General features: G+C 60.3%; 15 protein-coding genes. 4 read left to right on the top strand and 11 right to left on the bottom strand.

The annotated features are described in order from the left end of the window. Nucleotides 1–369: 369 nt before the first annotated feature. The 7 genes from IV01_RS03935 to IV01_RS03960 are packed head-to-tail and all read right to left on the bottom strand — an operon-like array spanning nucleotide 370 to nucleotide 6,987. Nucleotides 370–1,422, bottom strand: coding sequence for an ABC transporter substrate-binding protein (locus IV01_RS03935; RefSeq protein ID WP_032630968.1), 1,053 nt, complete (start codon nucleotides 1,420–1,422; stop codon nucleotides 370–372). 48 nt (nucleotides 1,423–1,470) lie between these two features. Next, complete coding sequence (locus tag IV01_RS0125475) at nucleotides 1,471–2,613, bottom strand: NAD(P)/FAD-dependent oxidoreductase (RefSeq protein ID WP_032630966.1); 1,143 nt, start codon at nucleotides 2,611–2,613, stop codon at nucleotides 1,471–1,473. After that, nucleotides 2,610–3,980, bottom strand: coding sequence for an NAD(P)/FAD-dependent oxidoreductase (locus IV01_RS03940; protein ID WP_032630965.1), 1,371 nt, complete (start codon nucleotides 3,978–3,980; stop codon nucleotides 2,610–2,612). The genes IV01_RS0125475 and IV01_RS03940 overlap by 4 nt, the downstream gene beginning before the upstream one ends. Beyond that, a complete protein-coding gene (locus IV01_RS03945) occupies nucleotides 3,977–4,267 on the bottom strand; it encodes a (2Fe-2S)-binding protein (RefSeq protein WP_032630964.1) in 291 nt (96 codons plus the stop codon). The genes IV01_RS03940 and IV01_RS03945 overlap by 4 nt, the downstream gene beginning before the upstream one ends. Nucleotides 4,268–4,291: 24 nt before the next feature. Beyond that, nucleotides 4,292–5,086 (bottom strand): ABC transporter permease, encoded by a 795-nt coding sequence (locus tag IV01_RS03950; RefSeq protein WP_032630962.1) that lies wholly within the window; start codon nucleotides 5,084–5,086, stop codon nucleotides 4,292–4,294. A 3-nt stretch (nucleotides 5,087–5,089) separates the two neighbouring features. Next, on the bottom strand, nucleotides 5,090–5,962 hold the full coding sequence (locus IV01_RS03955) for an ABC transporter permease (protein WP_032630961.1): 873 nt from the start codon (nucleotides 5,960–5,962) through the stop codon (nucleotides 5,090–5,092). Further along, nucleotides 5,959–6,987, bottom strand: coding sequence for an ABC transporter ATP-binding protein (locus IV01_RS03960; RefSeq protein ID WP_032630959.1), 1,029 nt, complete (start codon nucleotides 6,985–6,987; stop codon nucleotides 5,959–5,961). The genes IV01_RS03955 and IV01_RS03960 overlap by 4 nt, the downstream gene beginning before the upstream one ends. Before the next feature lie 249 nt (nucleotides 6,988–7,236). Between IV01_RS03960 and IV01_RS03965 the strand changes: the two genes are divergently transcribed. From IV01_RS03965 to IV01_RS03975, 3 genes are all read left to right on the top strand, one after another. Next, nucleotides 7,237–8,073 carry an IclR family transcriptional regulator gene (locus IV01_RS03965; protein ID WP_032630958.1) on the top strand — a complete coding sequence of 279 codons (837 nt, stop codon included), beginning with the start codon at nucleotides 7,237–7,239 and terminating at the stop codon, nucleotides 8,071–8,073. 281 nt (nucleotides 8,074–8,354) lie between these two features. Beyond that, nucleotides 8,355–9,974 (top strand): methyl-accepting chemotaxis protein, encoded by a 1,620-nt coding sequence (locus tag IV01_RS03970; RefSeq protein WP_032630957.1) that lies wholly within the window; start codon nucleotides 8,355–8,357, stop codon nucleotides 9,972–9,974. A 121-nt stretch (nucleotides 9,975–10,095) separates the two neighbouring features. Continuing rightward, a complete protein-coding gene (locus IV01_RS03975) occupies nucleotides 10,096–12,147 on the top strand; it encodes a hybrid sensor histidine kinase/response regulator (RefSeq protein ID WP_032630956.1) in 2,052 nt (683 codons plus the stop codon). Between the two features lie 155 nt (nucleotides 12,148–12,302). Here IV01_RS03975 and IV01_RS03980 read toward each other — a convergent pair whose 3' ends face one another. Then, nucleotides 12,303–13,154, bottom strand: coding sequence for a CAP domain-containing protein (locus IV01_RS03980; RefSeq protein WP_032630955.1), 852 nt, complete (start codon nucleotides 13,152–13,154; stop codon nucleotides 12,303–12,305). 188 nt (nucleotides 13,155–13,342) lie between these two features. Further along, on the bottom strand, nucleotides 13,343–13,750 hold the full coding sequence (locus tag IV01_RS03985; RefSeq protein ID WP_032630954.1) for an SRPBCC family protein: 408 nt from the start codon (nucleotides 13,748–13,750) through the stop codon (nucleotides 13,343–13,345). A 274-nt stretch (nucleotides 13,751–14,024) separates the two neighbouring features. Between IV01_RS03985 and IV01_RS03990 the strand changes: the two genes are divergently transcribed. Then, nucleotides 14,025–14,915, top strand: coding sequence for a serine hydrolase domain-containing protein (locus IV01_RS03990; protein WP_032630952.1), 891 nt, complete (start codon nucleotides 14,025–14,027; stop codon nucleotides 14,913–14,915). 148 nt (nucleotides 14,916–15,063) lie between these two features. Here IV01_RS03990 and IV01_RS03995 read toward each other — a convergent pair whose 3' ends face one another. After that, nucleotides 15,064–15,393: a hypothetical protein gene (locus IV01_RS03995; protein WP_032630951.1), complete on the bottom strand. Its 330-nt coding sequence runs from the start codon at nucleotides 15,391–15,393 to the stop codon at nucleotides 15,064–15,066. Between the two features lie 102 nt (nucleotides 15,394–15,495). Then, nucleotides 15,496–16,326 (bottom strand): DUF1206 domain-containing protein, encoded by an 831-nt coding sequence (locus tag IV01_RS04000; RefSeq protein ID WP_032630949.1) that lies wholly within the window; start codon nucleotides 16,324–16,326, stop codon nucleotides 15,496–15,498. Nucleotides 16,327–16,679: the final 353 nt, after the last annotated feature.

The raw sequence follows: 16,679 nt of genomic DNA, 5'->3' as shown, positions 1-16,679 counted from the left end.
GGAGAAAAAAGCGGCATAAACCGTAACCGGTGTCCGTGATTACTTGACCAGTTCAAGCTTGCTCGCGATAGGTACACCTCGGTGATCCAGACAGTCCGCGTCGCCTTTATCGCGGGCAAGCACCGCTCCCACAGGGTTGGGCGATCGCCTGATTCGCGGGCACGTCGGAATGCCGCCCACACGCTCCAACGGACAATCACTGAACCTGTTGGAGCCGGGCTTGCCCGCGAAGAACCATGACTCGGTGCGTCTGAAGAACCCGGATTCCTGTGGGAGCCGAGCTTGCTCGCGATAGGGACACCTCGGTATGCCAGATAGACCGCGTCGCCTGATTCGCGGGCAAGCACCGCTCCCTCAGTGTTATCGAGCCTATCGCTCTACCGACCGGTTCCACCGCGCGTTCCATTCTGGGCGCAGTTGGTTGACCTGATCCCAGTCGATGGTGACGGCGGTCTCCAGGTATTTGTTCATGGCCGCGACCTGGCCTTTGGTTTTCTCGGTGGTCGGGGTTTTCGGGTTGGACGGGATCTGGTCACCAAACTCAAGTGCTGGCGCCTGAGCTTCCGGGGTCAGCAGGTAAGCGGCGAGTTTCTGCGCCAGTTCCGGCTGGTCATTTTTGGCGATGGCGCATTCGGCCACGTTGAGCACCACGCCGCCTTCTTTGGGCGGTGCGTATTCCACCGGTACGCCTTTGATCTTCAAGGCAGTGACTTGGGTCGGCGTCAGCGGGAACAGCGCGGCTTCACCGGTCTGTACCATTTCCGAGATCTTCGCCGAGCTGGCAATGTATTCCAGCACGTTCGGCCCGACGGTTTTCGGCCAGGCCTTGAAGCCAGGTTCCACGTCGGTTTCGCTGCCGCCCTGAATGCGGTTGAACATCAGGAAGCCGTGCAGACCGAAAGTCGAAGAGGCCATGGACTGGAACACCACTTTCTCCTTGAATTTCTTGTCCGCCAGATCCATCCACGAGGTCGGCGGCGCCCAGCCTTTTTCACTGAACATCTTGGTGTTGTAAGCCAGACCCGTCACACCAAGGCTCACTGCCGCCGCTTCGTCCTTGATCTTGGCTTTGGCCGGCAGATCAGACAGGGCAGGGCTTGGCTGCAACTTGTCGCACAGGCCCATGGAAATCGCCCGGTACATGATGCCGTCATCCAGGAACATCACGTGCATTTGCGGGTTGTCTTTGCTGGCCTGAACCTTGGCAAGGATGTCAGAGGACGTGCCCGGTACGATCACGACCTTGACGTTGTTGGCTTTTTCGAAAGCGGGCAGCACCTGATCCGCGTAGAGGCGCTCCATGGTGCCGCCGTTCATGCCCAGGTACAGCGTTGGCACGGCGTGCGCAGGGGAAGAAGCCAGCAACGCTGCGAGGGGCAGGCACGACAAGCCGGAGAATGCGATACGTTTTACGTTCTTCATCGAAGCGACCTTCCTTTTTCCAGATGAACAAAGTGTGCAATGGATGAATCAATGGCTAACGCTTTTACAGCTTTGGGCAGTCTGTTGAAAACGGCGGATGGAAAAACCATCCAGGGAAATCGTAGATTGGCCGGTGCAGACATATTCCGCCAGGGCTTCACCGGCAGCAGGACCGATCTGAAAACCAGAACCTGCAAAACCGAATCCATGCAGCAGACCCGGCTGGGTAATACTGGGGCCCAGCACCGGCTCGCGATCCGGTAGATACCCTTCGGTACCACTCCAGGTGCGGATCGCCTGCGCACCGGCCAGGGGCGGATAAAGCTCGGCGGCATTGCGCAGGATTTCCAGTACGGCAGCCTGACCCGGTCTGGCCTTGGTCGGGTCCAGCGCAAAGCCTTGGCCGCCGCCCAGCACACAGTTGCCTCGGGCTACTTGCCGGGCATAGATACCACCACCTTCAACGCCAGTGCTGACATCCATGAACATCGGCAGCGGCTCGGTGACCAGCATCGCCGGGTGGCCGGACACCATCGGCACCGGCTCCCCGAATTGCGCCGCCAGAGAACCGGCCCAGGCACCTGCGCAGTTGAGCAGCCATGGCGCACGCAAGGTCAGGTCATTGGCGGTACGCACCACAAACACTCCGCCGTCATGGCTGACATCTATCACTTTGGCCTGTTCGAAAATCTGCGCCCCGGCCCGTTGTGCGGCGCGGGCGAAGGCCGGTGACACCAGTCGCGGGTTGGCGTGGCCATCGTCAGCGCACAGTGAGGCACCCACCGCCACGTCACCGGCCCAGGCGAAGCGCGCGCGCAGCTGTTCGCGGTCGAGTAATTGCAGGTCCAGACCAAAGCCGCGACTGGCCTCGGCATAGGCGCGCAGGGCGTCCATGTCCTTCTCGCTGCGGGCCAGTTTCAGGTGGCCGGAGCGCAGGTATTCCCCGTCGATGCCGATCAGTTCCCGCAAACCGCTCCAGATGGCATGGGCGCGCTGGGACAAAGGTAACTGGCTCAGCGGCCGGCCCTGACGACGCACGCCGCCATAGTTCACGCCGCTGGAATGTGAGCCGCAGAAATCCCTTTCAAGCAGCGCTACACGCCTGCCTTTCAAGGCCAGCGCCAGCGCTGCAGAGGCACCGACGATGCCGCCACCAATGATCAGCGCGTCGGTTTCAATAACCTTGCTCATGGCTGGCTCTCCAGACCGAACGGCAGTGGCTTGATCGGTGCCTGACCGCGCAAGCGTCCGACCGATTGCAGGTCCCGCCCGCTGCAATGGGCGACCAGCTCTGTCGCCGCCAATCCGCACATGCGCCCCTGACAACGGCCCATGCCCACCCGGCACATGGCTTTGACCCGGTTTATTTCCCAGTGACCTTCGTTGACGGTGGCACGAATGTCACCGGCGCTGACCTCTTCACAGCGGCAGATCATGGTTTCATCCGGGACTTTGCCCGCCCACTCGATGGGGAAAGGGAAGGCGGTTTCCAGTCCGTGGCGAAAGCGCTCGATGGCTCCCAGTTTGCGCTGCAAATGCTCGCTGCGAACCGGGTCGAAGGGTTTGCCGTTGTCCGCCAGAAGAGCCAGCGCCGCCAGCTCGCCGGCCATCTCCGCAGCGTCGGCGCCCATGATTCCCGCGCCATCACCCGCCAGATAGACCCCCGGCACGCTGCTGCGCCCGGCGCTGTCTCTGCTCGGCAGCCAGGCGCGGTTCAAAGCGCTCCACTGGAATTCGCAACCCAGCAGGTCGGCCAGTTGCGTTTCACTGCGCAAGGCGTGAGCGAAAGCCACTGCATCACAGTCCAGCTGCTGGACCGGGCCGCTGTCTTGCCATTGCACGCCGTTGACCCGTTTTTCGCCTTCGATACGTTGCAATGTCGCGCCCTGGTGCACGGCGATCCCGTGGGCCGTCAGCCAGGCGCGGTAGTACAAACCTTTGGCCAGGGTCATTGGCTGACCGAGCAGCGCGGGCAGGGCGCGGCATTGTGCGGAAAAGGGCGCGCTATCCAGCACCGCCACCACCTTGGCTCCAGCCTTGGCGTATTGATAGGCCACCAGATACAGCAGAGGGCCGCTGCCAGCGAACACCACCCGTTCGCCGATAGCGCAGCCCTGATACTTCAAGGCGATCTGCGCCGCACCCAGGCTGTACACACCGGGTAGCGTCCAGCCCGGAACCGGCAGGATGCGATCAGTGGCACCGGTGGCGACGATCAGATGGGTGTAGTCGATGGACCCGGCGCGGCCTTCCCGAACAACATCGAGCCGCTGATTTTCAGCATTCCAGACCAACGTTTGCGGGCGATAGTCGATCTGCGTGGCCAGTTCATCCATGGCCTGATGCACCGCCGTCGCTTTGCCGGCTTCGAAACCGTACAGCGTCTTGGGTTCGCGGCGGAAGTTCTCCGGCTGGCGACGATAGATCTGCCCGCCACCGCGCAGCCCTTCGTCCACCAGGCAGGCATTGACGCCATGCTGATGCAGGGTCTGGGCAGCGCGAATTCCGGCCGGGCCAGCGCCGACGATCACCACTGAAGGTTGCGCATTAACATTCATAGCTGGCGCCCCGGATCACGGCTGACGATCTGGCCGGGTTCCAGCAACGTCGAGCAGGCGCGCACCCGGCGACCGTCGCCCAGCCGTACCCAGCAATCCTGGCAGGCGCCCATCATGCAGAATCCGGCCCGGGGCTCGGCGCTGAAATCGCTGCCGCGCAGGTGTTCGCTGCTGGTTAATACGGCGGTGAGCAAAGTATCGCCCTGCAAGCCGCTGGCGGGCTGCCCATCAAGGGTGAAGGCCAGCGCCGGGCGGTCTAGTTCGACTAAACGTTTGAGCAGTGCCATGAGGATCGCGCTCCAGGCCTCAGGTTAATGTTTGCCGACCAGCACCCGATCCAGGCCATACACCCGGTCGAGGACGATCATGGTGGCGGCGGTCAGGGCAATGACCAGGGCCGAAACGGCGGCCATCATCGGATCGATGGACTCCGTGGCGTAAACGTACATGCGCACCGGCAAGGTTTGGGTTGAAGGCGAGGTGACGAAAATCGACAGGGTGACTTCGTCGAAGCTATTAATGAACGCCAGCAGCCAGCCACCCGCCACACCCGGCAGGATCATCGGCAAAGTGATCTGTCGGAACAGCGTGAAGCGGCTGGCACCCAACGACTCGGCGGCCTGCTCGGCGCTGCGATCAATGCCGATGGCTGCTGCGATCACCAGCCGCAGTACATAAGGCGTGATGATCACGACGTGGGCCAGGGTCAGCCAGAAGAAGCTGCCATTGACGCCCATCAGGGCAAACAACCGCAGCAACGCCACACCCAGCACCAGGTGGGGAATGATGATCGGCGACAGAAACAGGCCGTTGAGGAAGTTGCGGCCCGGAAACTGATGGCGAGTGATCGCCAGTGCGGCGGGCACGGCGATCAGCGTCGCCAGTGACGCGGCAACGAACGCCAGGATCAGGCTGTTATAGAACGAGTCGATGAAGTCGGCGCGCTCGAAGATTGCGCGGAACCAGCGCAGCGAGAAACCCGACGTCGGCAGGCTCAGGGTGTTTTCCGGGGTGAACGCCACCAGGCAGACCACCACCAGCGGGGCCATCATGAACACCACCACCAGGGCGTGAAACGACAGGGCCAAAGGACCGTTTTTAGACATGGCTCATTCCCCCAGGGTTTTCTTGTAGCGGCCTTCGACCATGCGGTTCCAGGACAACATGACCAGCAGGTTGACCAGCAGCAGCGCCACGGCAATGGTTGCGCCCATGGGCCAATTCAGTTCCGAGAGGTACTGGTCGTAGACCACGGTGGCGACCATCTTCAGGCGACGTCCGCCCAGCAGGCCGGGAATCGCAAACGAACTGGCCGACAGGCCAAACACGATCAGCGTGCCGGACAACATCCCCGGCATGATCTGTGGCAACACCACCAGGCGCATGACCTTGGCCTGGGTTGCGCCCAGTGACAGCGCGGCCTGTTCGGCGGCCGGGTCGAGCTTTTGCAGGGAGGTCCAGATCGGAATGATCATGAACGGCAGCATCACGTGGACCAACGCGATGATCACTGCGAAAGGCGTGTACAGCATCTTGATCGGTTGCCCGCCCAACGCCTGGATTCCTTGATTGATCAGGCCATCGGCGCCCAGCAACAGGCTCCAGCCGAACGCCCGTACCACCACCGAAATCAGCAACGGGGTGAGGATCAGAATCAGGAAGATCGAGCGCCACGGCGTGCCCATGCGGCTGAGGATGTAGGCCTCCGGCACACCGATGACCACGCAGAGCAGGGTCACCAGTGCACTGATCCAGAAGGTGCGCAGGAAGATCTCGTAGAAGTAGGAATCGGTGAGCACCTCGCCATAGTTGGCCAGGGTGTAGGAATCGCTTTTGACCCCGACTTCGTAGTCGAACACGTTGAAAGACAGGATCAGGGTCAAAGCCAGAGGCACCAGCAGCAGGCAGGTGAACATCACCAGGGCCGGTGCTGACAAAAGATAACCGCGCCCGCCGCGCCGCACATCACTCATCAGGCTCATGGATGCACCTCGTCGGCGTCCAGTACCCGCAGCAACCCGGCTTGCCAGTCCATCCCCACTGCGGTGCCTTCTTCCATGGGGGCGTCGCCGTCATTGCGACGTACCACGGTGAGTTCGCCGATGGCGGTTTCGATGCGATACAACCACTGGCTGCCGAGGAAATAACGGGTGATGACCTTGCCCTGCAAGCGACCGGAGCCAGCGGCCACCAGATCGATCTTCTCCGGACGCAGGCTCAATGTCAGGGCGCCATCGCCCGGCACATGGCGCACTTGCGGACAACCTCGGCCATCCAGGTCCCCTGGCAGCATGTTGGCCTTGCCGACAAAACCGGAAATGAATCGGGTCCGCGGGTGTTCGTAGAGTTTGTATGGCTCGTCGATCTGCGTGATGCGTCCGGCCTGCATGACCACCACACGATCGCTGATGGACAGGGCCTCGGCCTGGTCGTGAGTGACCATCAGCGTCGTGATGCCGACTTCGCGCTGGATGCGGCGGATCTCGAATTGCATCTCTTCACGCAGGTTGGCGTCGAGGTTGGACAACGGCTCGTCGAGCAGCAGCACAGGCGGTTCGATCACCAGCGCTCGGGCCAGTGCCACCCGCTGGCGTTGCCCGCCGGACAGTTCGCGGGGGTAGCGCTGGGCATGCTGGCTCAGACGCACCAGCTCCAGCACCGTGGCCACCCTGCGCTGAATGTCCGCCGCTGGCACTTTGCGCATGCGCAAACCAAAGGCGACGTTATCGGCAACGCTCATGTGCGGGAATAGCGCATAACTCTGGAATACCACCCCAAGGCCGCGACTACTGGGCTTGGCGTGGGTGATGTCGCGACCATCGAGCACGATGCGGCCGTCGCTGACTTCAACGAAGCCGGCAATCATTTGCAGGGTAGTGGTCTTGCCGCAGCCGGACGGCCCGAGCAGAGAAACGAATTCGCCTTTTTCCACCGCCAGGTGGGTGGCGACCACAGCGTCGATGGCGCCGTAGCGTTTGGAGAGACCTTCAAGCTGCAAAAAAGCCATAGCTGCGTTCCACCTTTCATCATGCGCGCCGAAAGACGACACGCTGTTGTTATGGGCAGATGCGAAATGAATCTTGCAGTTGCAGTGGACGTTGGTGCTCGATCTGAGTCGGCTACCAGGTTTTGTTCAAATCGCCCTGTGGACTGAGATTAAGACGAAGACTAGGATGGGCGAAAGAAAGAATTTCACTGAATGGTATATTTCTTTCAGTTCTTTCGATCATTGAATTAGTTATCGGTAACTACGCATATGAATTCCACTGAGCGGAATGGAAATCCAAGAGACACAGGCGTGGGGGCGGTGTCTCGAATGTTTGCCGTGCTGCGCTGCCTGGGTGATTGCCCGGAAGAGGGCGAGCGCGTGACGCAACTGGCTCAGCAGGTCGGCCTCTCGCAACCCACCACCCACCGTCTGCTGCGCAGCCTGATGGACGAGGGCATGGTCGAGCAGGATCAGCGCAGCAAGCGCTATCGGCTGAGCATTGAGTTCTTTGCCTTGGCGGCTAAAGCGGGCAAGACCGGCAACCTGCGGGAAATCGTCCGGCCCAGCATGCTGCGCCTGTCCGCATCCTTGGGGGACTCTCTGTTCCTGCTGGCCCGAAGCGGCTTCGACGCGATTTGCCTGGACCGCAGCGAAGGGCCGTACCCGATTCGCACCTTTACTGGCGACATCGGCGGCCGCGTGGCATTAGGTGTGGGGCAGGGCAGTCTGGCAATCCTGGCTTACCTGCCCGAAGAAGAGCGTGACACGGTGATCAGCTACAACCTGCCGCGCCTCAAGGATTTCCACCTGTACGACGAAGTTTTCCTGCGCTCTGAAGTCGAAAATGTCCGCCGTCTAGGCTACGCCGCCCGCAATACCGGAGCCTTACCCGGCATGGCGGGCCTGGCCGTGCCGATCTTCGACCGCGAAGGCCGCTCGGTAGCCGCCCTCAGCGTCGCCACCATCAGCGACCGCCTCGGCCCTGACCGCCTGCCCACCGTGGTCGAACTGCTCAAACGCGAAGCGGCAGTGATCAGCGCGCGGATCAATCCGTTCGATCCGTCGTTGAGAAGGCCGAGTCAGGTGTTTGGGCAGGTGGATTAGCGCAATACCTGTAGGAGCGCGCTTGCCCGCGATTCGATTTTAGGGTCAGCATCTGTGTCAGGTATGCGAATGTCATCGCGGGCAAGCGCGCTCCTACAGGGGGGGGGGCGCAAAACACCTCGATACCTCCAAAACGATAGATGGTCCTCAAGGTGTTCATCCTCCCGCCGATGAGCAGACAGGTTGCGTTACTAGGCTTCGGCCAGGAACGCTCAGTACAAGGAAGTCGAAATTTTTCGATTTGCGCGTCGTCGCGGATCGCCCCTCCTGAGGTACTTTTCATGGCTAAATCCCTCCGACTTCAGATACTGGGCCTGCTGAGCGGCAGTCTGGTGCTGGTGTTATTGATTGCATTGGCCTGCTTTCACTTTCTTTCCAACAATGTTCAGTCCTATCGCGGGCTCCTCGAAGGGCCTTTGCGCTCATCGCAATTGGTCGATGAAGCGAATCTGCAATTCAAGATTCAGGTTCAGGAGTGGAAGAACATGCTGATCCGTGGCAAGTCAGCTGCGGATCGGGACAAATATTGGGCGCAGTTCGAAGAGCAGGAACGTTTGGTTCAGGACGTTTTGAGCCAGCTGTCCCAAGTCAAAGGCGCATCGCCGTCGACATTGAGTCAGGTGCAGAAGCTGATTGATGAGCACAAGGCGTTGGGCGTGTCTTACCGCAAGGGGCGTGACGCTTTCATCGCCGCCAGTGGAGACTCGGTGGCGGGCGATGTTGCCGTCAAGGGCGTGGACCGAGCCGCCAGCGAGCAGATGAGCCAGCTGGTTGAAAGTTTGCGCAAAAACAGCGGCGAGCAATCGTTGATGATCAGCAGTGCGGCAGACCGGACCATTCTGTTCGGGGCGCTGATCATGCTGGCTTCAGCGATACTCGTGGGCTTGGTGACCTTGTGGGTAGTCAATCGCAACTTGATCACGCCGATTCGCACGCTGATCGACTACGTATCCCGGTTGAGCCATGGCCAGTTCGGCGAGCGAGTCAACATCACTCGCCAGGATGAACTGGGTCATCTGGCAGTCGCCGCCAACATCCTGCGTGAGTTCCTTGCGGATACCTTCAGCCGTCTCAAAAGCAGCACCTCTGAGCTGGATGTGGCGAGCAACGAATTGAAATCCATTGCGACACTGATGGCCCAAGGCACCCACGAGCAATTCGAACGTACCGATCAGGTGGCTACGGCCATGACCGAGATGTCGGCAACCGCTCAGGAAGTTGCGCGCCATGCCGCTCAGGCTGCCCAGGCGGCGGATGATGCCGATCGGTATGCTCAGGAAGGCGACAAGGTCATGCAGTCGACCATGAAAACCATCAGCCTGATGCGCAATGAGATCGGCAGCACCGCGAACGTGATCCAGCGTCTGGAAACCGACAGTGTGCGTATCGGCAAAGTGCTCGAGGTGATTCGCGGGATTGCCGAACAGACCAACCTGCTGGCTCTCAACGCCGCCATTGAAGCTGCGCGTGCCGGTGAAGCAGGGCGTGGTTTTGCGGTCGTGGCTGACGAAGTTCGCACGCTGGCGCAACGCACTGCGGTGTCGACTGCCGAGATCAATCAGATTATTGATTCGGTGCAGACCGGCGCCAGCGATGCGGTGCTGGCCATTCAGGGCGGCCAGGCGCGTAGCGAAGAGAGCGTTGAGCAGGTCACCAACGCCAGCAGCACTCTGCAGCGCATCACCTCGGCCGTGGAAGCGATTCGTGACATGAATCGCCAAATCGCTACAGCCGCTGAAGAACAGACCTCCGTGGCAGAGGATATTTCGCGCAATCTCACGGAAATCACCGCTATTGCCAGCACCAATCAGGACAACGTCAAGCGCACCCAGTCTGCAAGTAATGACCTGCATGGTCTGTCGATCGGCCTGAACGATGTCATCTCGCGCTTGAGTGCATGAGGTCGCTTCAGCGATACCGGGGCGATTATCCGCCAGGCTTGTAATGCCACGCTCACCTCGGCAACATCCCCGGCAGGCGGCCGGCTCGGTCAGGTAATAACGAACAGGCAGTGGTTGGTTGATGAGCGACAAAGTTAAGGATGATGGGCCCGAGGATCTCGGGCTGCTGGACTTTCCGGTACGCAACACGGCCGAGCGCTTGCAACTGGCGTTGGACGCCGAGGCTATCGTTGGTACTTGGGTGTGGGATGTGCCGGCTGACCATGTGACAGGGGATGCACGTTTTGCCGAGTCGTTCGGCATCACTGAGCAGCAGGCGGCGCAGGGTTTGCCGCTGGAGCAAATGACAGCCTCGATTCACCCTGATGATCGAGCGCGCGTCGAGACCGAGATCCTTGCCGCGCTTCGCCGTGGTGGCTCTTATCAGTGCGAATACCGGGTCATGCAGCATGAGGGCAACTATCGCTGGTTTCAGGCCAATGGCCGGGTCGAATACGACGATCAAGGTCAGCCCAGCCGTTTTCTGGGTGTGTTGCTCGACATCCAGATGCGCCGCACAGCTGAAGCCGAGCGTGACCGAATCACTGAGCTATTACGCACCTTCACTGCCGCTGTTCCGGGCGTGGTCTTCGCCAAGGATCTGGAGGGCCGCATGCTGGTGGCCAACCATGGCACCACGCAACTGATCGGCAAGCCCCCGGAGTTCTACCTCGGCAAGACGGATCTGGAGTACCTGGCCGACAAGGAGCAGGCCCGGGTGATCATGGCCACTGACCGGCGGATCATGCAGGGGGGTGTGGTCGAGCAGGTTGAGGAACAGGTGCGGCTGGCGGATGGTTCTGCCGCGACCTGGCTGTCGGTCAAGTCACCGTTGCGCAACGAGGCGGGCGACGTCATCGGCTTGATCGGCTCGTCCATCGACGTGACCGCACGCAAACAGGCCGAAGAGGCCGTTCAGGAACTCAATCTGACCCTTGAGCAACGCATTCTGCAGGCGATCAGCGAGCGCGAAGTCGTTGAAGAGGCGCTACGCCAGTCACAGAAAATGGAAGCAGTCGGTCAGCTCACCGGTGGCATTGCCCATGACTTCAACAACTTGTTGGCGGGGATATCCGGCAGCCTGGAGCTGATGCAGATGCGCCTGAATCAAGGCCGGGTCGCGGACGTTGAACGCTACCTGACGGTCGCTCAGGGTGCCGTGCAAAGAGCGTCTTCACTGACCCATCGTTTGCTCGCATTCTCGCGGCGCCAGACGCTTGCCCCCTTGCCGACCGACGTGAATGCATTGATCCGCGGCATGGAAGAGCTGATCAGCCGGACGGTCGGGCCCTCAATCGATATTCAGGTGCGTGCCGGCAACGATCTATGGACCGCACTGATTGACCCCGCACAGCTGGAAAACACGCTGCTCAATCTGTGCATCAATGCCCGCGACGCCATGCCCGAGGGTGGCAGTGTGGTCATCGAAACCGGCAATGAACGGCTTGAGAAAGGCAGTGAGCTGGATCAGGATCTGGCTCCTGGCGAATACCTGAAAATCTCCGTCAGCGATACCGGTTGTGGCATGAGTGCGCAGGTGATCGCCAGGGCTTTCGAGCCTTTTTTCACGACCAAGCCGGTGGGCGCGGGAACCGGGTTGGGCCTGTCGATGATCTATGGGTTCGCCCGTCAGTCAGGCGGGCAAATCAGGATTCGTTCCGAGATTAATCAGGGCACTACGGTGTGTCTGCACCTGCCGCGTCACCGGCTCGAGGCCACGGCGCAAGCGGTGCCGACAAGTATCGGCGGGATACCTGTGACTGGCACAGGCGAAACCGTGCTGGTCGTGGATGACGAGTCATCGGTGCGTATGTTGGTCACGGAGGTGTTAGCCAGCCTGGGCTATGTTGCGATTGAGGCGGCGGACAGTCTGGCCGGCTTGCAGATTCTGCAGTCCGACGTGCGGATTGATCTGCTGGTAACGGACGTCGGCCTGCCTGGTGGCATCAATGGAAGACAGATGGCCGACGCAGCACGGGTCAACCGGCCAGATCTGCCGGTCTTGTTCATCACCGGTTATGCAGAAACCGCAGTGCTCGACAAAAGCCATCTGGAGCCGGCCACCGAGGTGCTGACCAAACCTTTCGCACTGGAAGCCCTGGCGTCGCGGATCAAGGCGTTGATTCGGGGCTGAGGGCCAGATACCTGACCTGTCGAGCATTAATCACGGGATCTGTAGGAGCGCGCTTGCCCGCGATGGCGGTGGTTGCGTTGAAAAATCATCGCCTGATTCAACGCTATCGCGAGCAAGCGCGCTCCTACGGGAAGGCGCATTGGCATGCAGCTGTGTCACTGCACCCCAAACATCGCCGTCCAGTAAATCCCCGCATCGCTTTTCGGATCCACCGCATAGGCAGCGCCTAATTCATGGAAGGTGGGGTTCATCAGGTTGCTGCAGTGGCCGGGGCTGGCCAACCAGCCGTCGACGACTTTGCGCACGGTGTCTTGTCCGGCGGCTATGTTTTCGCCGACTTGCTGGGCAACGTAGCCTGCCAGTTCCGCCCGGTCACCCGGTGTGCGCCCATCGCGGTCTTTGTGATCGAAGAAGTTATTATTGGCCATGGCCCTGCTGTGCGCTTCGGAGGCGGTGGCCAGGTTCGCATTCCAGGCCAGTGCAGGCGCTGCCGTGAAGGCCTGGCCGCCACATTGTCGAGCCTGGCCGCGGGCTGTATTGACGATCGTCAGCAGTTTCTGGCCCTCGGCTTGCCAGTCTCCCAAGCGTGCAGTCAACAGCGGCCGTGCCAGTAAGATCCGCCAGTCCCGGCCTTCGCGACTCACGCCGATGTCGACGAATTGCGGGTCGAGGACAACCTGGCAGAAGCTTTCCTGTAGGGTCTGCATGGCGGACTGGGCATCCCGCGGGCCAGACAGGCTGATTGCCTGCACATTGACCATCGGGTAGGTGGCCCGGGCCATGGCCTCCTGCAAATCCACAGTGCTAGTGGCTGACAGCACTAGACGTGTGTCGGTGGTCAGCGGTGGCAGTTCCTGGGAGACCTGACTGCCACAGCGCTGTGACTGATTGCGATAGCTGTTGATTGACTCCACCAGCTGTGACTCTTCGGACGCCACGGCGGTGGCGGCAAATACCAATCCTAGCGACAAGGCGGCAAGACGCATAAAAGATGGAATGATGCGCATGAATGTCTCCTTGAACTGACAGCGCCCATAATGCGCGATTCTTCCCGCACAGCGAAACGCGATTTAACCGAGTGTCCCGTCTCCCGAGACGGACACTCGCGCCCATATTGACGGCTCAATACGTGGTCAGTTCAGACCCAGGCGCGGCTGATTTCAACGCCAGGCCTGCGTTGTACCCTGTTCGAGGTTTAAAAATTGCCTTTCAGTGCCTCAAGCCCCCCGTCATAGACACCTTGAAACAGCGCTTCGACTTCGGCGTCTGACACGCCTTCCGGGGTAAAGCTGCCGGACCAGGTAATTACAGTTTCCTGCTCGCCAGCGGCGCTGACCTGCAACGTAGCCAAGTAATTAGTGGCCGGGAAAGGTCCCGTATCGATCGAATAGCTGTAGGTGCGGTTGGCGTTATCGTAGGTCTGCAGACGCTCAACAATGACCGCGCCGTCTGCGGTAGTGAGTTTGCGTACCCGGCCGCCTTCAAGTGATTCGCTGCTGGCAATCATTGGCAGCCAATCGTTGAGGGTGAGGAAGCCACCGACCAATTGCCAGACTTTATCGGCCGAGACCGGCACACGGATATTCGCAGAAGCGGTTGCCATGATGTTTGCTCCAGATGAACAGTGGGTGGAGAAGTTGCACAGGGGTGTACCTTACAGGCACGTGGGGTTGGGATAACAGTGAAGGATGCCGGTGCCTATCAACTTTAGAGGCAGCCGGGGTCTTTGTTGGAGCGAGGCTTGCCCGCGAACCATTTGACGCGGTTGACCAGACGCACCGCGTCATCTTTTTTCGCGGGCAAGCCTCGCTCCAACAGGCGTAGCTCGATTGGGTTAATCTCTTCGCCAACTTGTCCGAAGCACAGAGACGTTACGCATGTTTTCTTCGCTTGTATTGAATGGCCGTGCTGTCTCGCCCCAGATGACGGAACCTGTGGTCCCATGGTGGAGCTTCACCAAAACGGTGCTGGCCGCGACGGCGCTGACCCTGGTCCGCGACGGATTGCTCGCACTGGATGACCGGGTAGCCGAAGGGCCGTTCACCTTGCGCCAACTGCTGCGCCACGAAGCTGGCCTGGCTGATTATGGCGAGCTGGCTGAATACCACGCGGCAGTGGCTGACCATCAGCCGCCTTGGTCTGAGGCCGAAATGCTGCGGCGCCTCGATGCTGATCGTTTGCGTTATAGCCCCGGCGAAGGCTGGGGCTATTCGAACGTCGGCTTTCTTTATGTCTCTCGGTTGATCGGGCGGACGACGGGTTTGGAGATCGAACAAGCCCTTGTTCAACGGATATTGGCTCCCTTGGCATTGACCCGGGTACGCCTGGCGAAGACTCCCGCCGACCTGCAGAACGGATGTCTGGGAACGGAAGACGACTACGACCCGGCCTGGGTTTATCACGGTTTGCTGGTCGGCACGATGGCGGACGCGGCAGTGTTGCTGGACGGCCTGCTGTCCGGGTCAATCCTGCCGCCAGCGCTCCTGGACGAAATGCTCTGCGCTCGGGCACTTGGCGGACCGATTCCCGGCAGACCTTGGCTCACCCCGGGTTATACCCTTGGCCTGATGCAGTCTGGGGTTGAGCAGGGCCTGATACTCAGCGGCCACACCGGTGCCGGGCCGGGCAGTGTGGTGGCTGTTTACCGAGGGACCAATGGAAATAAGACGGCAACTTGTGCCGTGTTTAGCGAGGGTGGGGATCAAGGGCGGATCGAGGCAGAGCTGGTGCGCCGATTAACGGCAGCGTTGGGGGTCCGCAAGTCGTGAGCGCGGCCTTGTTCAGGCCGCGCTGTCCGGGTGCTACAGGGTTAGCGGTTTACAGACATGTATAACTCTGCGAGTCATTCTGGCCCTGTCTAAGCAGGATTCATATCAACCGACCGCTGTAATACTGATCGTTGGATTCAAGACTTGATCAGCGCCGCGCCAGTTCGTGTTTTATGCACTGCTCGTAATAGGTCTGTTTAATAGCCGCAGGCTTAAGTCGCGAAGTACTTTTATAGGTTTGCTCGGTGATGCCCATTGCGGTCATGCGCATCCAGGGTTGGGGGAACTTGCGGTTCTGCAATTTGTTGCGGGCTCCGTACAAGGTGACCCCCGAAAGCTTGGCCTCCTGGGCTCCTGCGGCAATGCCCGAACCCCAAGTGCACATGGAGCGCCCGCTTTTGCTGACATCTTTTGCCAGCGCCCCGAGAGAAACAGCCACCAGCGCGAACGTCGCGACGCCCAGAACAAGAATCCGCATAAAAACCGGCACCTAACCTTCTGAAAAGACAGCGAGTTTGCCAAGGGCGGTGAAGGCGAGGGGCCAGCTATGCGAGTTATTTCCAGATATTTTTCTCGATGCTCAGTTGAAGTGTTTTTTCAGCGCATCAGGCGCATCAGGGACATCCATGTTGATTTTACGCCACGCGGCTTCAGCAAAGCTGTAAGCCGAGAACGCGATCAGCCCCAGTGCGACGATCATCAGCACCACGCCGCCAGCGGGCAGTTCCTGCAAACCGTTGAGCGCGTCCTTGATGCCGGGCGGATGCATCGCTTGATAGCGTGATCCGCTGACGGCCAGCAAAACGGCGATTTCGATAAAAGCCACCCCGCGGGCTATCAGACCGAAGCGCGACACCGGAGTTACGTAGCGCATTACCTGCTCATCGGCGTCGAAGTACTGTTCGAACGTGGCTTTCCAGCCCTTGATGATGTGAGTGATACCCACGCCTAACGGCACCAGCGCTACCAGGTAGACGAGAAGGTTCGAATGGTCCCAAGACAACACCCAGGCCAGCAGGTCCTGGGTTTTACCGCTGGAGTCACCGGAACTGGCCAAGGCACTGATCAGCAACCCCAAAGCAAAAAATGCCAGCGCGCCGTAGGTTATGCCACCGACAAACAACCCGCCGCGAATCACCAGGCCTTTGAAGCTGTTGCCATGGTGATCCACGTCGCGGGTCGCTTGCAGTATTCGCCAGGCCGCAAAGGCGAGCAGGCCGATCACCACTAACCCGACCATGAAATTCCCGAACGGCTGACTCAGCAAAGCCTCAAGGCTGCTGTGGCTGTCGGCCGGCTGCGATGAGCCCTGGGCTGCCAGTACGGCAAAGATACCAATGATCAAGTACACGACACCGCGAGCGGCGTAGCCTCCTCGAGCAAGTAAAACAAGGCCACGTTGCGCGGACATAAAGGCATATTCCTCAAAAGTGATACAGGAACAGACCGGGAGCAGGCGTAGGGGTTCGGTTGGATTGGGAAGTGGCGCGGACTCATATGGGAATGCGATGGTCGGTGGGAGCGTAGCTTGCTCGCGAAGAACGATGACGCGATGCGCCTGGCGTGCCGCGTACCCCTGTGCGGTGCTTGGTCTGGGCCGCATCCGGGTGATACAGACACTCCGGTTCATCAGTCCTACCGCGTCATCGTTCATCGCGGGCAAGCACCGCAGTAAATCGGAGGTTGTCTGCTACCCCGAGGCGCTACGATTCGCGGGCAAGCCTCGCTCCAACGGGAAACTCAGTCGCCTGTTGGAGCCGAGCT

Source organism: Pseudomonas syringae (assembly GCF_000737245.1).
Taxonomy (GTDB): Bacteria; Pseudomonadota; Gammaproteobacteria; order Pseudomonadales; family Pseudomonadaceae; genus Aquipseudomonas; species Aquipseudomonas syringae_J.
The sequence above is the reverse complement of the archived record's forward strand: the minus strand, read 5'-3'. Positions and strand labels throughout refer to the sequence as shown.

What these genes read in the sequence shown, in the direction of transcription:
- IV01_RS03980 (WP_032630955.1), bottom strand. Translation starts at nt 13,154, where the DNA reads ATGCGCATCATTCCATCTTTTATGCGTCTTGCCGCCTTGTCGCTAGGA.
- IV01_RS03950 (WP_032630962.1), bottom strand. Translation starts at nt 5,086, where the DNA reads ATGTCTAAAAACGGTCCTTTGGCCCTGTCGTTTCACGCCCTGGTGGTG.
- IV01_RS03940 (WP_032630965.1), bottom strand. Translation starts at nt 3,980, where the DNA reads ATGAATGTTAATGCGCAACCTTCAGTGGTGATCGTCGGCGCTGGCCCG.
- IV01_RS03965 (WP_032630958.1), top strand. Translation starts at nt 7,237, where the DNA reads ATGAATTCCACTGAGCGGAATGGAAATCCAAGAGACACAGGCGTGGGG.
- IV01_RS03955 (WP_032630961.1), bottom strand. Translation starts at nt 5,962, where the DNA reads ATGAGCCTGATGAGTGATGTGCGGCGCGGCGGGCGCGGTTATCTTTTG.
- IV01_RS03985 (WP_032630954.1), bottom strand. Translation starts at nt 13,750, where the DNA reads ATGGCAACCGCTTCTGCGAATATCCGTGTGCCGGTCTCGGCCGATAAA.
- IV01_RS03945 (WP_032630964.1), bottom strand. Translation starts at nt 4,267, where the DNA reads ATGGCACTGCTCAAACGTTTAGTCGAACTAGACCGCCCGGCGCTGGCC.
- IV01_RS03995 (WP_032630951.1), bottom strand. Translation starts at nt 15,393, where the DNA reads ATGCGGATTCTTGTTCTGGGCGTCGCGACGTTCGCGCTGGTGGCTGTT.
- IV01_RS03970 (WP_032630957.1), top strand. Translation starts at nt 8,355, where the DNA reads ATGGCTAAATCCCTCCGACTTCAGATACTGGGCCTGCTGAGCGGCAGT.
- IV01_RS03975 (WP_032630956.1), top strand. Translation starts at nt 10,096, where the DNA reads ATGAGCGACAAAGTTAAGGATGATGGGCCCGAGGATCTCGGGCTGCTG.
- IV01_RS0125475 (WP_032630966.1), bottom strand. Translation starts at nt 2,613, where the DNA reads ATGAGCAAGGTTATTGAAACCGACGCGCTGATCATTGGTGGCGGCATC.
- IV01_RS03960 (WP_032630959.1), bottom strand. Translation starts at nt 6,987, where the DNA reads ATGGCTTTTTTGCAGCTTGAAGGTCTCTCCAAACGCTACGGCGCCATC.
- IV01_RS03990 (WP_032630952.1), top strand. Translation starts at nt 14,025, where the DNA reads ATGTTTTCTTCGCTTGTATTGAATGGCCGTGCTGTCTCGCCCCAGATG.
- IV01_RS03935 (WP_032630968.1), bottom strand. Translation starts at nt 1,422, where the DNA reads ATGAAGAACGTAAAACGTATCGCATTCTCCGGCTTGTCGTGCCTGCCC.
- IV01_RS04000 (WP_032630949.1), bottom strand. Translation starts at nt 16,326, where the DNA reads ATGTCCGCGCAACGTGGCCTTGTTTTACTTGCTCGAGGAGGCTACGCC.